The 15309-nt window shown below is 64.5% G+C and carries 14 protein-coding genes; 5 read left to right on the top strand and 9 right to left on the bottom strand.

From position 1 onward, the window contains the following. Positions 1-113: 113 nt before the first annotated feature. Entirely contained in the window at positions 114-1583 is a 1470-nt protein-coding gene (locus DLM46_RS29965) for a glutamate synthase subunit beta (protein WP_115106703.1), read from the top strand. A gap of 191 nt (positions 1584-1774) precedes the next feature. Here DLM46_RS29965 and DLM46_RS29960 read toward each other — a convergent pair whose 3' ends face one another. After that, complete coding sequence (locus DLM46_RS29960) at positions 1775-3040, bottom strand: D-amino acid dehydrogenase (RefSeq protein ID WP_115106701.1); 1266 nt, start codon at positions 3038-3040, stop codon at positions 1775-1777. A gap of 17 nt (positions 3041-3057) precedes the next feature. Beyond that, positions 3058-4317, bottom strand: coding sequence for an MFS transporter (locus DLM46_RS29955; protein ID WP_115106698.1), 1260 nt, complete (start codon positions 4315-4317; stop codon positions 3058-3060). 233 nt (positions 4318-4550) lie between these two features. On the opposite strand from DLM46_RS29955, the gene DLM46_RS29950 reads away from it, so the two are divergent. Beyond that, a complete protein-coding gene (locus DLM46_RS29950) occupies positions 4551-5501 on the top strand; it encodes a tyrosine-protein phosphatase (RefSeq protein ID WP_115106695.1) in 951 nt (316 codons plus the stop codon). Between the two features lie 220 nt (positions 5502-5721). On the opposite strand, the gene DLM46_RS29945 is transcribed toward DLM46_RS29950, so the two are convergent. Both DLM46_RS29945 and DLM46_RS29940 read right to left on the bottom strand, forming a co-directional pair. Next, complete coding sequence (locus DLM46_RS29945) at positions 5722-6993, bottom strand: ATP-binding protein (protein ID WP_115106693.1); 1272 nt, start codon at positions 6991-6993, stop codon at positions 5722-5724. After that, positions 6990-7730 (bottom strand): response regulator, encoded by a 741-nt coding sequence (locus tag DLM46_RS29940; protein ID WP_115106690.1) that lies wholly within the window; start codon positions 7728-7730, stop codon positions 6990-6992. The genes DLM46_RS29945 and DLM46_RS29940 overlap by 4 nt, the downstream gene beginning before the upstream one ends. 638 nt (positions 7731-8368) lie before the next feature. On the opposite strand from DLM46_RS29940, the gene DLM46_RS29930 reads away from it, so the two are divergent. The 3 genes from DLM46_RS29930 (at position 8369) to DLM46_RS29920 (ending at position 10040) form a co-directional block, all read left to right on the top strand. Further along, positions 8369-8536 (top strand): DUF6726 family protein, encoded by a 168-nt coding sequence (locus DLM46_RS29930; RefSeq protein WP_341868611.1) that lies wholly within the window; start codon positions 8369-8371, stop codon positions 8534-8536. Between the two features lie 3 nt (positions 8537-8539). Next, the gene (locus tag DLM46_RS29925) at positions 8540-9250 is read left to right on the top strand and encodes a hypothetical protein (RefSeq protein WP_115106684.1); all 711 of its coding nucleotides are present in this window, start codon (positions 8540-8542) and stop codon (positions 9248-9250) included. 118 nt (positions 9251-9368) lie between these two features. Then, positions 9369-10040, top strand: coding sequence for a flagellar basal body L-ring protein FlgH (locus DLM46_RS29920; RefSeq protein ID WP_115106682.1), 672 nt, complete (start codon positions 9369-9371; stop codon positions 10038-10040). Between the two features lie 51 nt (positions 10041-10091). Here DLM46_RS29920 and DLM46_RS29915 read toward each other — a convergent pair whose 3' ends face one another. The 5 genes from DLM46_RS29915 to DLM46_RS29895 form a co-directional block, all read right to left on the bottom strand. Continuing rightward, on the bottom strand, positions 10092-10832 hold the full coding sequence (locus DLM46_RS29915; RefSeq protein ID WP_115106759.1) for a response regulator: 741 nt from the start codon (positions 10830-10832) through the stop codon (positions 10092-10094). Between the two features lie 138 nt (positions 10833-10970). After that, positions 10971-11600: a hypothetical protein gene (locus DLM46_RS29910; protein WP_115106679.1), complete on the bottom strand. Its 630-nt coding sequence runs from the start codon at positions 11598-11600 to the stop codon at positions 10971-10973. Positions 11601-11659: 59 nt separating this feature from the next. Further along, a complete protein-coding gene (locus DLM46_RS29905) occupies positions 11660-12121 on the bottom strand; it encodes a hypothetical protein (protein WP_115106677.1) in 462 nt (153 codons plus the stop codon). Between the two features lie 206 nt (positions 12122-12327). Next, the gene (locus tag DLM46_RS29900; protein ID WP_115106673.1) at positions 12328-13101 is read right to left on the bottom strand and encodes an SDR family NAD(P)-dependent oxidoreductase; all 774 of its coding nucleotides are present in this window, start codon (positions 13099-13101) and stop codon (positions 12328-12330) included. Continuing rightward, positions 13098-14849, bottom strand: coding sequence for an ABC transporter ATP-binding protein/permease (locus DLM46_RS29895; RefSeq protein ID WP_115106757.1), 1752 nt, complete (start codon positions 14847-14849; stop codon positions 13098-13100). The genes DLM46_RS29900 and DLM46_RS29895 overlap by 4 nt, the downstream gene beginning before the upstream one ends. Positions 14850-15309: the final 460 nt, after the last annotated feature.

Below are 15309 nucleotides of genomic sequence, written 5' to 3'. Positions count from 1 at the left end.
CTGCCAGCGCAGAAAGACGTCACATTTAGCCGTACCCGCCGCGCCGACCGTTGAAGCGATCCGCGCGGCGGGTGTAGATCACCCCACCTGATACAGATAGAGAAGAGAACCACATGGGCAAGGCAACCGGTTTTCTCGAGTTCGAACGCCGCCACGAGGCGTACGAAGCTCCGCTCACGCGTGTGAAGCACTACAAGGAATTCGTCGCCGCACTGACCGACGACGAAGCGAAGATTCAAGGCGCCCGTTGCATGGACTGCGGCATTCCGTTCTGCAACAACGGCTGCCCGGTGAACAACATCATCCCGGACTTCAACGACCTGGTGTTCCATCAGGACTGGAAGAACGCGATCGAAGTGCTGCACTCCACCAACAACTTCCCGGAGTTCACGGGCCGTATCTGCCCGGCACCGTGCGAAGCGGCGTGCACGCTTGGCATCAACGACGACCCAGTCGGCATCAAGTCGATCGAACACGCGATCATCGACAAAGCCTGGACCGAAGGCTGGGTTGCGCCGCAGCCGCCGAAGCACAAGAGCGGCAAGAAGGTCGCGGTGGTCGGTTCCGGCCCCGCCGGTCTGGCGGTCGCACAGCAACTGGCGCGCGTGGGGCACGATGTCACCGTGTTCGAAAAGAACGACCGCATCGGCGGCCTGCTGCGTTACGGCATTCCCGACTTCAAGCTGGAGAAGTGGCTGATCGATCGCCGCATGCGCCAGATGGAAGCCGAAGGCGTGACGTTCCGCGCCAACGTGTTCATCGGCCGTGCGGATTCGCTGCCGGCGCACATCGGCAACACGGCGAAGGAAACCATCACGCCGGCCGAGCTGAAAGAACAATTCGACGCCGTCGTGTTGACGGGCGGTTCGGAAACGCCGCGCGATCTGCCGGTGCCGGGCCGTGAGCTCGAAGGCATTCACTACGCGATGGAATTCCTGCCGCAGCAGAACAAGGTCAATGCCGGCGACAAGGTCCCGAACCAGTTGCTCGCCAAGGGCAAGCATGTGGTCGTGATCGGCGGCGGCGATACCGGTTCGGATTGCGTCGGCACGTCGAACCGTCATGGCGCGAAGAGCGTCACGCAGTTCGAACTGCTGCCGCAGCCGCCGGAAGAAGAGAACAAGCCGCTCGTATGGCCGTACTGGCCGATCAAGCTGCGCACCTCGTCGTCGCATGACGAAGGCTGCTCGCGCGACTGGTCGGTGGCGACCAAGCGCCTCGAAGGCAAGAACGGCAAGGTCGAGAAGCTGATCGCTGCGCGCGTCGAATGGAAGGACGGCAAGATGCAGGAAGTGCCGGGCTCCGAATTCGAAATGAAGGCGGATCTGGTGCTGCTCGCGATGGGCTTCACGCAGCCGGTGTCGCCGGTGCTCGAAGCGTTCGGCGTCGACAAGGACAACCGCGGCAACGTGCGGGCGTCGACCGAAGGCGACAAGGCGTATTACACCTCGGTGGACAAGGTGTTCACCGCGGGCGACATGCGCCGGGGCCAGTCGCTGGTGGTGTGGGCGATCCGCGAAGGCCGCCAGTGCGCACGTTCGGTCGACGCGTACCTGATGGGCCATTCGGAACTGCCGCGCTAAACGTCTCCGGCCGGTTTCACGCCTCCGGGCACGGAAACCGGCCACAGCTTGCAGGAAGAGGTGGAGACGACAATGTGTCACGTAAGCGGCACATAAGCGGCACATAAGCAGTACATACGCAGTACATCAAAGCGGTAAAACGAAGCCGGGCGCCCGAGAGGGTGACCCGGCTTTTTAATGTCCGCTGCTAATTACTTCCGATACCGCGTCAACGTGAGTCCTTCCAGATCGATCTCCGGCTTGCGCCGCGTGATCAGATCCGCGACCACGTGGCCCGAACCCATCGACATCGCCCAGCCCGTGGAGCCGTGTCCGAGGTTCAGCCACAGATTGTCCACACCGGACGCACCGAGCAACGGTGCGCCATCGGGCGTCATCGGGCGGCGGCCGACCCAGAAGTGCGCGGAAGTCGGATTGGCCGCGTGCGGGAACCAGTCGCCGAGCACTTTCATCAGCGTTTGCAATGCCTGCTCGCGCAGCGTCGTCTGGCGATTGCCGAGTTCCGCCGTGCCGGCCACGCGCAGGTTGTTGCCGAAGCGCGTGATCGCCGTTTTCAGCGATTCGTCCATCAACGCCGCGCGCGGCGCTTTTTCATCATCGGTGACCGGCAGCGTCGCCGAATAGCCCTTCACCGGATAGAGCGGCACCTTCACGCCGAGCGGCGCGAGCAGCGCCGCGCTATCGACGCCCAGCGCGACCACCACCGCATTCGCCTGCAACGTCTCGCTGCCGCGCTCGCTCTCGATACGAACGCCGCGCACCGCGCGGCCTTGCACATCGAGCGACGTGACGCGCGTGTCGAAGCGAAAGCGTACGCCGTTGCGCTCGCAGATCGCGCGCAATTCGCGAGTGAAGCGGGCGCAATCGCCGGCTTCGTCGTCGGGCAGGTAGAGACCCGACAGCGGCGCCTGACGCGCCCAGCGCAAGCCCGGCTCGATCTCCACGCATTGCGCCGCGCTGACCTCGCGGTGGGCGATGCCGGCGTCGCGCAGAACCGTCAGCGCGGGTTGCGCGAGTTCGACGTCGTACTCGCTGCGAAACAACTGCAGATAACCCTGGCTGCGGCCGTAATCGAACGGATGACGGCTGCGGAATTCGTGCAGACAGTCCCGGCTGTAATAAGCGATGCGTTGCATCCGCTGCTTGTTGACGCGAAACCGTTCGAGATCGCATTCGCGCAGCCAGCGCGCAATCCAGCGCCATTGAGCCGGATCGAAAGTGGGCCGGAAGATCAGCGGCGAGGCCGGCTTGAACAGATATTTGAGGATTTTCGCCGGCATGCCCGGCGCGGCCCACGGCGTCACGTAGCCCGGTGCGATCACACCGGCGTTGCCGAAACTGGTGGAGAGCGCGACGTCCGGCTCGCGCTCGATCAGGGTGACTTCGCAGCTTTGCTGACGCAGATAAAAAGCGGTGGCGACGCCAATCACGCCGCCGCCCAGAACAATCGTATGCATGTGTTTGTACCGCGATGTCAGGCGGTGGGAATGGTCGCGCCGAGCACTTTGCCTTTGGTTTCCGGCAGACACAACGCGGCGACGATCACGAGCAGATAGCCCGAACCGGCGACGATGCCCATCGCCTTAACAAGCGTCATGGTTTGCGACAGGGTACCGACCAGAATCGGAAAGAACGAGCCGAGGCCGCGCCCCAGGTTGTAGCAGAAGCCTTGCCCCGACCCGCGGATCGCATTCGGATACAGCTCCGACAGATAGGCGCCCACGCCCGCGAAAATTCCTTGTACGACGATACCGAGCGGAAAGCCGAGCGCGAGCATCATGCCGTCGGTGATCGGCAGCATCGTGTAGGCCATGCCGAGCACGAACGAGCCGATTGCGAACAGCACGAACGACGCGCGTCGGCCGAGCTTGTCGCTCAGAATCGCCCCGACGACATAGCCGGTAAACGAACCGACGATCAGCACGATCAGATAACCGCTCGTATTGAACACGGACAGATGGCGGACCGTTTTCAGATAGGTGGGCAGCCAGGTGGTGATCGCGTAGTAGCCGCCGAGCATGCCGGTGCACAGTGCGCTGCCGAGCAGGGTGGTGCCGAGGTGGGGGAGCGAGAAGATTTGCAGGAAGTGCGAGGTGTCCAGGCCGCTTTCGCGCGCGCGGCGGGTCTGGAGAAAAATGTCCGGATCACTGACATTACGGCGGATGTAGATGATCCATAGCGCGGGCAGCAGGCCGATCCAGAAGCAGGCGCGCCATGCGTATTGTTCCGGCAGCAGCGCGAAGAACGCCCAATAAATGATGGCCGCCGCGGCCCAGCCGAAGGACCAGCTGCTTTGCACCGTGCCCACCGCTTTCGCGCGATGCTGAGGTGAGCGGATAGTTTCCGCCATCATGATCGTCACGACCGACCATTCACCGCCGAAGCCGATGCCTTGCAGGGTGCGGGTAGTAAGGAGTTCCCAGAACGAGTGCGTGAAGCCCGACAGGCAGGTGAAGATCGCGAAGGTGGCGATGGTCCACTGGAGCACGCGGATCCGGCCGTAGCGATCGGCGAGTATGCCGGCGAGCCAGCCGCCGAAAGCCGATGAGATCAGCGAGCTGGTGGCGATCATGCCCGCTTCGCTTTTGGTCATGCCCCATGTCGCGATCAATGTCGGGATGAGGAATGAGTAGATCATGAAGTCGAAGGCATCTACTGCGTAGCCGCCGAAGCCGGCATAAAGGGTGCGGCGTTCGCGCTGGGTAAGCTCGGTAAACCAATGGAGAGAAGGCATATTTTTTTGTAGTCTCCGGGAATATCTTGCCGGTCGGCGGCTTTGTGGCGGGGTTTCCGTATTCTACGGGGGGCGGAGTTGTGGGGCCAGGCGTGGTTAAAAAACGGCAAATCGGAATCCTATTCTTACCAACTACTACGATGTAACCCAAAAAATATTCTCCGCCGTTAAACTGCGTCCGCAGCGTTCAAGCTGTGACAATCCACCCTTACGCGCGCGCGCCACCGACCCGAATGTCCGCAATTGGAAAAACCTGCTCGCTACACCTCCGCTCCGCGAGCACGCCCTTGCGGGCAGCCCAGCGCCCGTCCTTACGGGCAGTCGACTCACGCCGCGCGTTCCTGAAAAGCTCGGCAGGCGTCCTGCTGCTATCGACCCTGAGCAGCCCGCTGCTCTCCGCCTGTGGCGGCGGGAATCTCGATGCCGATCAGCCGGAAACCCCGCGCCTGGCTTCGGTCAGCAACTTCCGCGATGTGGCGGGCGCCGCCGCCGGCTACCCGACCGTCGACGGCAAACAGACGCGCCGTGGCGCTTTCTATCGCTCGAACGCCCTGACGCTCAGCCCGGCAGATCAGACCGCCCTCGGCAAACTCGGCATCGCCACGGTCTACGATCTGCGCACGCCGGGCGAAATCGCGCGCACCGCCGACGTCCTGCCCGCCGGTGCGGCATCGACAGTCTTCAACGTCCTCGGCACGACCGACTTCGTCGTGCCCTCGCTCGATTCGGCCGCCGCCGCCGTCGCCTTCAAGGAAGCCGAGGCGCGCTCCTATGTCACCGGCGCCGCCCAGCGCGCCAGCTACGGCGCGCTCCTTACGCAACTCGCCAACGGGGCCGGCGCGCAGCTGTTTCATTCGAGCGCCGGGAAGGATCGCACCGGCTGGGTCGCGGCTTTGCTGCTCAGCATCGCCAACGTGCCGCTCGACGTCATCATGCAGGACTACCTGCTGAGCAACGTCTACTTGGGGGTGTCGATCAGGGCGAGCACCGACGCGGTGCGGTCGCAAAGCGGCGCCGCGGCGGCGGCGATTGCGGCGCCGTTGCTCAGCGTTCAGGAAAGTTATCTGCAAGCGGGGTTCGATCAGGTGCAGTCGAGCTACGGCACGATGGCGAGCTATCTGACGCAGGGCCTCGGAGTGTCTCAGGCGACTATCGATACCTTGCACGACCGTCTCGTGGGCTGAACCGCGGCGGCGCGCCGCGCCGCGCACGCACCCGAGCGGCAGGCGCAGACGAAAAAAAAGTCCGCCCGAAATAACAGGGCGGACGGAGAAGGGCGGCATCGAGGTTGCCGGGGTTGACTATAAGGCCGCAACCATCGGGAAAGCCCATCCGGTAAGGGTGCGTAAGTGGGTACCTCGATGGGCGCGTCGGTGGATCCGCCGGTATCGCCGCCCAACCCTTTCACGCTTCTCCCAATCCAACCGGCAGTTCGATCCGCACGTCCAGGCCGCCTTGCGCATGATTGCGCACATGACAGCGGCCGCCGCGATCGTGCGCAAGCCGCGCCACGATCGCGAGTCCCAGGCCGCAATGGCCTTCGCCGCCACGCGCTGCATCGAGCCGTACGAACGGTTTCATGGCCGCGGCAATGCGGTCGTCGGGAATGCCCGGACCGTGGTCGCGCACGCTGATGACCCAATTCCGGTCGCTACGCGCCGTGGTGATATCCACCGGCGGCACGCCATGCTCGAGCGCATTGTCGACGAGGTTCGTCACCAGCCGGTCGAGCAGCGTGCGCGGCAGCCTGAATGACGATCCGGCTTGCAGATCGAGCGTGAAAAGCGGCGCCTCGGCGCTGTCGGTGGCGGAAAACTGTTCCTGCAGAAATTCGTCGACTTCGACCGGCGGCCCGGCGTCCGCGGACTGGCCGGCGAATTCCAGAAACTGCTGGACGATGTTGGTCAGCGAGTCGACGTCGCGGATCAGGCCCGCGCGCTCGCTTTCCGCAACCAGCACGCTCGCGCGCAATTTGAGCCGCGTGAGCGGCGCCTTCAGATCGTGCGCGACGCCGGCCAGCATGACTGCCTGGTCGTCGCCGGCTTCGTTCAGGCGCTGCATCATGTCGTTGAACGAACCGATCAGTTCGCGCAGCTCGCGCGGCCCCTGCACGGTGACCGGTTCCGGCCGTCCACCGGAGCCGAACTCGAGCGCGGCCTCCGCGACGCGCGACAGGGGCCGCTGCATCTGCCAGACCGCGAGCAGCGACAGGAGCAGCGCGGCCAGCAGCATCGATACCGATTCGACGAGAAAGCGAGGACGCGGCGGAACGTCGACCGGCATGACCACCCAGTTGGATTTGCCGGGGGACAGCACCCACAACTGGGGCGGGTGCACATCGTCGACGGCGATCTGGGTGCCGGCAGGCAGGTTCTCGCGCAAATGCCGGCTCAATTCGACCAGCGGACGGCTGGTCGGCGTGCTCAGATGGACGCTCGCCGGCATGTTCCAGGTGGGCACGAGGTGCACCCTCATAGCGGGCGCGAGCGCGGCGCCCTTGATCGGCTCGCCGTTGAGCGCCTGCAGGACCAGCAGAACGCCGCGCGCGAAGCCGTCGATTTCATGGCGCGGCGGCTGCATCACCACCAGTACGAACCAGCTTGCCTGAATCGCGAACAACACCGCCGTCGACAGCAACGCCATTCTGCCGAACAGCGTGTTCAGCGGGTTTTTCATGCGCTTGAGGCGGCCTCATCGGCGAAAGGCGTGCCGTCGGCGTCGGGCACGAACACGTAGCCTTTACCGCGCACGGTTTGCACGTAGCACGGGTTGGACGGATCGTCTTCGATTACCCGGCGCAGGCGCCAGATCGGCACGTCGAGACTGCGGTCGCGAAAGGCGAGGTTGTCGCGATGCACGAGATCGTGAATCAGCACGCGCGACAGCACCTTGTACGGGTTGTTGACGAAGATCTTCAGCAGCGCGAACTCGCTGTCGCGCAGCGGGAGCTTCGAGTCCTCGCGCGACAGCGAACGCGTGGCGAAGTCGAGTTCGAACGGACCGAAGCGATACGGCTTGCGGGCCTCCGGCGCACTGGTGGTGGAAGGGCCGCGGCGGCGCAGCACCGTGTGGATCCGCGCGAGCAATTCGCGGGGATCGAACGGCTTGGTCAGGTAATCGTCCGCCCCGAGCGAGAGCCCGACGATACGGTCGGCCACCGTGCCGCGCGCCGTCACGAAGATCACCGGGATGTCGTCGCCGGCGGCGCGCAACGCGGTGAGCGCGCGCAGGCCGTCGGTGTTCGGCATCATGATGTCGAGCACGACCACCGACGGGCGTTCACGTTCGAGCCGGCGTTGCAGATGCGTGCCGTCGTGCAGCACCGACGCGTCGAAGCCGTTCGATTGCAGAAACTTGCATAGCAGATCGCGTACGACCGGGTCGTCGTCGACGATAAGGACCTGTGGATTCATGGCCGAAATTTTAGACTGGCGCGCGTGACGCGCGGCCGACTGTTTTCTTACCAATGCTTACGCAGTCACGCGCCGCGCGCTCCGCTTCTCGCGCGAGGCCAGCCGCCAAAGGCTCATCGCATATTTCGGCACTGCCATATTTGGCAACCCGCCCGGCCAGGCGGGAAACGTTTCGCATCACTGATATTCCTCTGATGAAAGAATTGGCGCTCGATCGAAATGAATCGCAACGGCTCGCAACGACTCGTAAGAACCGCTGAAAAGCGCGCTTTTCTTCATGCATCGCCACCGCGCGTGCGGCGACATGATTCGTCATGCAGTACGTTGCGCCGCATGTCGAATACAGCCTAACGCCTTGGGCCCGCGACAGGCGGCGTGAAATCGAAACCCGGTGCCACGCGAGGCTCATCATGACCGTTCACAGTAATTTCAGTTCAGCCCACCTTCCTTCGCTAGCGTCTACGCCGGCGGTGGAAAAGCCTTCGGCTCCGAGCAGCCAGGCGGTGACGCCGCAAGCGCGGGAATCCGCCGCTCAGCCGTCGCCGTCGATGCCTGCCGGCCTCGTCGGGCATTCCGTCAATACGACAGCCTGACGCACCGAGGCCCCTGTGTCGACCCCGAAAATATTCGACCGCTTCATCCGTGTCGCTGCGTGGTTGACGCTTGGCGCGGCGCTGCTGCCGCTCGGCGGCTGCGGCGTCGCGGCGCTGCCGTGCCGGGTGGTCTCGGCGACGCTGAAAATCGTCCCCGTGGTCGGCCATGCGGCGGCCACGCCGTTCGACATGTGTTCATCCGCCCTCGACTGAATCATGAAACTCAAACGGATTGCCTGTGCGTTGGCGCTCGTCGGCGCCATGTTCCCGTTGCTCGCGAAGTCCCAGCCGGCGGCGCGCGAAGCGGCTGCCAGCGCTGCGTCGAAGGCGGCATCCGCCGACACGCGCAAGCGTTCGCCGGACGTTCCGTTCGCGTTTCGAGGCATTGCGCTCGGCATCACGCTCGACGAGTTCCGTTCCGGCTCGACCGTGCGGGCGACGCCGCTCGGCAGCGTGCCCGTCTGCGAGACCGACGTGCAGGCGGGTGCGCTCGGCATGCGCCTGAAATCGCGTGAGAGTCTGACCGTGGCGTGCCGCTGGGCGCATCGCGCGGACGACGGCTGGTCCGTCTCGCAAGCCGTCGTCGACGGCGCGCCGGCGCAGGAGCACGTGCTGCGCTTTGCGCGCGTCGACGAGCAGAGCGCGCTGCGTCTGTACGAGATTTCCTTCGTGATCGACGAGGTCACCGCCGAAGACCTGCACGAGGCGCTCGCCGACCGTTACGGCGCACCGCGTCTCGTCGCGCAACAGGCATCGTCGTCCGGCGCGATACCGATGTACATCTGGGAAAACGCGGTGAGTTCGATCACCTTGTGTTTTCTGCCGGGCACCCGCAACGGCACGCTCACCTATTTGCTGAAGGGTTCGGACGCATGGGTGAAATCGGTCGTGCGGCAGTGGCAGGCGAGCGGCGCGGAGGCGGGTTGATGCGTCGCTTCGGCTACCACGCAGACGACCACGCGTGTGATCGCGTCTGTGACCATTGCGGCACGCTGGCCGCAAGGTCCGTTTTTTTTATTCCGGCCGATCCGGCCAAGGAGCACCCATGACTGCGCTACGTCTCACTGTCGCGCTAGGCGCGGCGGCCTGCCTCGCGGCTTGCGCAAGCAGCAGCCAGCCCTCGATCGTCGACACGCCGATGTTGCCGCCGCTCGCGTCGGCGCCGCTGAACGTCAACACGCAGGGCGCGATCTATCAGGCGGGCGCGCCGCTGCTGCTCTATGAAACGCCGCGCGCGCAGCATATCGGCGACGTGCTGACGATTCGCCTTGCGGAATCGTACAGCGGCAACAATAGCTCGACCGCGGCGGCGAGCCGTTCGAGCAGCATCACCGCCGACGCCGCCGATCATTCGAGCAACGCCGCCGCGCGGCTCGCGAAACTCTTCAATGTCGGCTCGGCCAACACCGACTTCAAAGGGCAGGGCAGTCTCACCGATGTTAATGGCATGACCGGCACATTGGCGGTCACCGTGATCGGCACCATGTCTACCGGCAATCTGGTGGTGTCGGGCGAGAAGGTCATCTCGATGAGCGGCAACCGCGACCGCTTGCGCCTGTCCGGCATCGTCAATCCGAAGGATATCGACGCGGGCAATTATGTCGCTTCGAGCAAGGTCGCGAACGCGCGCATCGAACAGACGGGCGTGGGGATGGTGTCCGACGCGACGACGATGGGCTGGCTGCAGCGCATGTTCCTGAGCGTGCTGACGTTCTAGCGCCGACGCCTCGAACGCGAGGCGTGCCTCGTTTCACACTCGCGCGCTGCGCTAGACGAGCGGGGGCGCGCTGCGCTCCGCCGCGCCGATTTCGCCGTCGGGCACGAATACATAGCCACGTCCCCACACGGTTTGCACATAGCGCGGCTCGGACGGATCGACTTCGATCAGCCGCCGCAAACGCCAGATCGACACGTCCAGGCTGCGATTGCGATGCACCTCGCTATTGCCGTGCAGTTTCTCGAGCAACTGCGCGCGCGTCAGCACGGTCATCGCATGCGTGACGAACACTTTGAGCATGGCGAATTCGCTGGAACGCAGCGTGATGCGCTCGCCGTCGCGGCGCAACTCGCGCGCCGGGAAATTCACCTCGAAGCGGCCGAAGCGATACGGCGCACGATGTTCCGGCGCGCTCGGCGCAATCGCGCCGCGGCGGCGCAGCACCGTGCGGATCCGCGCGACCAGCTCGCTCGGTTCGAACGGCTTGCCGAGATAATCGTCGGCGCCGAGTTCGAGGCCGATCACGCGGTCGATCACGTCGGCGCGCGCGGTCAGCAGAATCACGGGAATATCGTCGCCGGCGACGCGCAGCGCGCGCAGCGCACTGATGCCGTCGAGCTCCGGCATCATGATGTCGAGCACGACCAGCGCCGGACGGTCGTCCTGCAATTTACGCTGCAACGCCATACCGTGTTCGAGCACGGAAACCTTGAAACCGCGCCCTTGGAGATATTCGCTGACGAGCTCGCGTACGACGGGGTCGTCGTCGACGACCAGAATGGATTGGTTCATTCGGATCATCTTAGTGATCCGTGCGAGCAGCGCAAAGCGCACAACGCTTTCGAATCCTTTCCCGCGTAAGAAATGGCAAGCGAACTGCTCAGCCTGCTTACTCGCTTCACCTGCTCAGTCTGCTTGTTCAGAGCTTGTTCAGTTTACCTGGGAAGTCTGAATGGTCTGCATCGTTTGCGGGCGGAACACGGTCTGATCGACCACCATCCGCTCGATCAAGCCGTTGAGCTTGGTCGATGCGTTGGAGAAGCGGTCGGCATTGAGGCCACCGGTCTGATAACGCGCGGTGACCAGAATGCGGCCGTTCTGGATCAGCGTCAGATCGATGATCGACAGGTACTGAATCGACTCGTCGCTGAACGAGCGGCGGCCGTAGTCGATCGCGGCGTTATAGACGAGCCGCGCTTCGCATCCGGCCGGCGAGGTGCCCGGATTGTAGACATCCGAATGAATGCCGCGCCGCTCGAGCGCGAGTTGCAGCGCCGGCACGAAATCGCCGACCGATACCGTCTGATTCACTTCGATGCAGACGTTATGCACTGACGCCGGCCGCCCGTTGACGAAGGTCGGCGACGAATAGTTCGATGCGATCGCGTAGCCCGCCTGAATCACCGAACCGGTGGCGTCGGCCGCCGAGATCAGTGTCCACGCGCAACCGTTCAGGCCGAAGGCGAGCACGGCGACGGCGGCAAGCCGCCGCAACTTGGCCCATCCAGCCAGTGGGGCATGCGTTGAAGCGCAAGCGCGCAAGCTCGGCGTGAAGGTCATGACGCGGGGCCTCTCGCAACGGTGAGCAAGGCGGCGGGTAACGGCGAGCGAGTTCACGCTCAGCGGGTGACGCGCAGGCGCAATTCGTTTTGCCCATGTACGCTGGCGGTGACGTTGACGCGCCGCTCGGCGGTGGTCACGATGAAATGCTGCTGCGTCGGCGTGTTGACGTCGTGCACGACGTTCGGAAAGCAGGCGGCGATATCGGCGCCGAATTCTTCGAGCGGATCGTTGACGACGCCGTCGGCTTGCCAATGCGCGCGCCAGTGGCAATCGTACGAGCGGCTGTTCGCGCGGCAGTCGTCCGCGTTCGACAGCCCCGGCAATTGCGCGGCGGGCTGCGTGTGCAATTGCTTGAAGTCGGGTGCGTCGACGATGAATTTGAGCGCCGGGCAAACGTCCGCCGGCTCGCCCGGCTGGGAGGTTTGGGCAGCGTCAGCGGCGCTCGGCAGCAGCAGTCCTGCGCCGAGAACAAGCGCGAGGCGCTGGATCAGAGGAGTGGCGCGGCGATCGAATGACATGGGCGGCGAGTCCGGTAGCAGTGAATGGCATGGTGGGCCGGACGTGGTTCGGCCCGCACGACTATCGTCGCTGCTACAGCGCATTTTCAAAGCGCGGAACAGCTTGCCCGCTTCGTAAATGCTTTCTAACTCTTGTCGCGTGTTTCCGGATCTTGCGGCGGGTTGCCTCGCAGCATGCGCTGGCCTTGCGACTGGCGCCGCGCCGCTTAGCCGAGCGTGAGGCCGCCGTCGACGTGGATCACTTGGCCGGTAATGTGGCGCGCTTCGTCCGACAACAGAAACGCGATCAGGGCGGCGATATCCGCGGGCTCGGCGACATGGCCGAGCGGTGTCGCTTCGGCGGCGCGAGTCCACACGGATGCATTATCGGCACTGGGGCCGCGATCTTTACGGGTGTAGCCGGGCGCGACGCAATTGACCGTCACGCCATGCGGCGCGAGTTCGGCGGCCGCGGTTCTCGCCAGCGATTCGACTGCTGCCTTCGCCGCAGCCGTAGCGGCGAACGGTGCGTCCGCGCGATAGCGGTGCGCGACGAACGAACTGAGCGCGACGACGCGGCCTCGTTTCGATGTCTCCAGCGCAGGTGTCGCGCGTTTGACCAGCGCGGCGAACGCGGCCGGCATCGCGGCGAAGGCTGCGCTCAATTTGTCCGTGTCGAGCGCGTTGAGCGTTTGCCGTTGCGCGTGGCCCGCGTTGGCGACCAGCTGATCGAGGGCGCCGAAGCGCGCGAGCGTCTGGTGAACGATGTGCTCCGCGGCGCCGCGTTCGGCCAGATCGCCGAACACCGTCGCGCAGTTTGCGCCGTTCGCGCTGCAATCGGCGGCAACCTGGGCGAGCCGTTGGCGCGCTTCGTCGTCGCCGCCGCGTGCATGCAGCATCAACGCCGTGCGCGGCGCGGCAATGCGTCGGGCTAGTGCCGCACCGATCCCGGAGCCGGCTCCGGTGATCAGCACGACGCGCTCGACTTCAGCGCCGCTCATGCCGCGACGGGTTCGTCAGAACGCTCGACGTCAAGCGTTTCCCCGTGATAGGCCGCCAGCGATTCGCGATGCGCGACGCTGACGATCGCCGCCTTCGGCAGCCGCTCGGTGAACAGGTGATAAAGACGCGCTTCGTTTTCTGCGTCGAGCGCACTGGTCGCTTCGTCGAGGAACAGGTAGTCGGGCTTGTGCAGCAGAACGCGCGCGGCGGCCAAACGTTGTTGTTCGCCCGGCGACAGAATCCGCGTCCAGTGTCCGGATTCCTGCAACCGGTCGGCATACTCCGACAGATGACAGACACGCAGCGCTTCGCGGCATTCTTCGTCGGTATAGGTATCGGCGGGGGACGGGTAAGTGAGCGCCGCTTTCAGCGTGCCGATCGGCATGTAGCTGACCTGCGGGATGAACATCATGCGCGCGTTGACCGGCGCGTCGATCGAGCCGTCGCCGAACGGCCAGAGGCCCGCGAGTGCGCGCATCAGCGTGCTCTTGCCCGAGCCGGACGGACCGCGCACCAGCCAGCGCGAGCCCGGCTGAATCGCGATATCCCGAATGCGCGACAGCGGGTTGCCGTTCGGCAGCGCGAGCTTGAGGCCGTCGGTGGAGAGCTTGTCGTCGTCGACGAAATGCAGGTTGATGCCGCCATGCGCGGTAGCCGGGGACACCGATTCCTTCAGGCGCGGCGCATGCACGACGCGCCTGAATTCACGCAACCGGTTCACGGTAGCGCGCCATTCGACCAGGGTACCGTAACTGTTGATGAACCACGAAAACGAATCGCTGACGGTGCCGAATGCGCTCGAAATCTGCATCAGCACGCCGAACGTGAAGGCGCCCGCGAAGTAGCGCGGCGCGGCGACCACCAACGGAAAGATGATCGCGATCTGACCATAGAAGCTCAGCACGAAGGTGAGCCGCTTGGTGTACTTCATCACCCGCCACCAGTTGTCGCGGATGCGGCCGAACAGCGTGCGCGCGTTCGTCTTCTCGGTTTCCATGCCGTTGTAGAAAGCGATCTGCTCGGCGTTTTCACGCAGACGGATCAGGCCGAAGCGGAAATCCGCCTCGACCTTCTGCGCCTGGTAATTGATCGACACGAGCGGGTGGCCGACCTTCTGGATGATCAGCGAACCGAGCACCGCGTAGAGCGCCGCGGCCCACACCATGTAGCCCGGAATCTGAATCGGCATGCCGCCGAGCGAGAGGGTCAGCGCGCCGGCCAGCGACCACAGGATCGTGATGAACGACACCAGCGTGACGACGGTGGACAGCAGATCGAGCGTCAGCGTCAGCGTGCTGGTGGCGAACGATTGCAGGTCGTCGCTGATCCGCTGGTCGGGGTTGTCGGCGAGACGGTCGCGTTCGATCCGGTAGAAGGCGCTGTCATGCAGCCATTCGTTCAGATAGCGCGTGGTCAGCCACTGGCGCCAGCGGAAGCCGAGCATCTGGCGCAGATAGCGGCCGTACACCGCGAGGATGATGAAGCCGAACGCGAGCCCCGAGAACACCATCAGCAGGTGCGGGAAATCGTGCACGTTCTTGGTTTGCAGCGCGTTGTAGAAGTCGGCGCTCCAGCGATTCAGGCGCACGTTGATCCACACGACGAGCAGATTCATCACGATGATCGCGACGAGCAGCCCCCACGCCGTTTTTCGTTCTTCGGAGACCCAGTAAGGCTTGATCAGGCTCCAGGCGGAGACTTTTTCGTCCGGTGGCAGCGTGGGGCTGGCAGAGGTATTCATTGTCATGAGCATCCTGATGTAGTGCTGGCCCATCACGGGCTGGCCCATCACGGGCTGGCCCATCTCAGGCCGGCCCATGTGGAGCGGGCCCGTATCGGGCTGATCCACGGCGGGTTCGCGGTGCGTGCCTCGCCGTCGTGCACGACGAACGCACGCCCGGGTGAGCGTTCAATTCTGGCTCGACCCCCTTAAGCGAAAATTAACTTCCGCCTTGGGGAGCCGCCTCGATGCCGCCGTCGTGCGGCTAGCCAGCCAGCTGACTGAGCCCGCCTGGCTAAGCGGCTGACTGAGCGCCCGACTGAGCGGCTGCCAGCCGTGCCGCCGACGCCAGGTTCCTGCGGCATCCGGTCTCGGCATTGTGCCAGAGCGGCGCGCACGTTCGTATTGGTGAATCAATAGATGGTGCCGGATCGACTGCGGGCGATCGCACGAGCCGCTGGTTTGCGGGCGCCGCGCCTTTTATGGT

The sequence above is a fragment of the Paraburkholderia lacunae genome (assembly GCF_003353175.1).
Taxonomy (GTDB): Bacteria; Pseudomonadota; Gammaproteobacteria; order Burkholderiales; family Burkholderiaceae; genus Paraburkholderia; species Paraburkholderia lacunae.
Note: the sequence above shows the minus strand (reverse complement) of the source record. Positions and strands in the feature narration are given on the sequence as shown.

Bases quoted from the DNA above. Each gene is read 5' to 3' on its own strand.
- DLM46_RS29905 (WP_115106677.1), bottom strand. From the start codon at position 12,121: ATGTCATTCGATCGCCGCGCCACTCCTCTGATCCAGCGCCTCGCGCTT.
- DLM46_RS29910 (WP_115106679.1), bottom strand. From the start codon at position 11,600: ATGACCTTCACGCCGAGCTTGCGCGCTTGCGCTTCAACGCATGCCCCA.
- DLM46_RS29965 (WP_115106703.1), top strand. From the start codon at position 114: ATGGGCAAGGCAACCGGTTTTCTCGAGTTCGAACGCCGCCACGAGGCG.
- DLM46_RS29940 (WP_115106690.1), bottom strand. From the start codon at position 7,730: ATGAATCCACAGGTCCTTATCGTCGACGACGACCCGGTCGTACGCGAT.
- DLM46_RS29955 (WP_115106698.1), bottom strand. From the start codon at position 4,317: ATGCCTTCTCTCCATTGGTTTACCGAGCTTACCCAGCGCGAACGCCGC.
- DLM46_RS29900 (WP_115106673.1), bottom strand. From the start codon at position 13,101: ATGAGCGGCGCTGAAGTCGAGCGCGTCGTGCTGATCACCGGAGCCGGC.
- DLM46_RS29925 (WP_115106684.1), top strand. From the start codon at position 8,540: ATGAAACTCAAACGGATTGCCTGTGCGTTGGCGCTCGTCGGCGCCATG.
- DLM46_RS29950 (WP_115106695.1), top strand. From the start codon at position 4,551: ATGTCCGCAATTGGAAAAACCTGCTCGCTACACCTCCGCTCCGCGAGC.
- DLM46_RS29915 (WP_115106759.1), bottom strand. From the start codon at position 10,832: ATGAACCAATCCATTCTGGTCGTCGACGACGACCCCGTCGTACGCGAG.
- DLM46_RS29895 (WP_115106757.1), bottom strand. From the start codon at position 14,849: ATGACAATGAATACCTCTGCCAGCCCCACGCTGCCACCGGACGAAAAA.
- DLM46_RS29960 (WP_115106701.1), bottom strand. From the start codon at position 3,040: ATGCATACGATTGTTCTGGGCGGCGGCGTGATTGGCGTCGCCACCGCT.
- DLM46_RS29920 (WP_115106682.1), top strand. From the start codon at position 9,369: ATGACTGCGCTACGTCTCACTGTCGCGCTAGGCGCGGCGGCCTGCCTC.
- DLM46_RS29945 (WP_115106693.1), bottom strand. From the start codon at position 6,993: ATGAAAAACCCGCTGAACACGCTGTTCGGCAGAATGGCGTTGCTGTCG.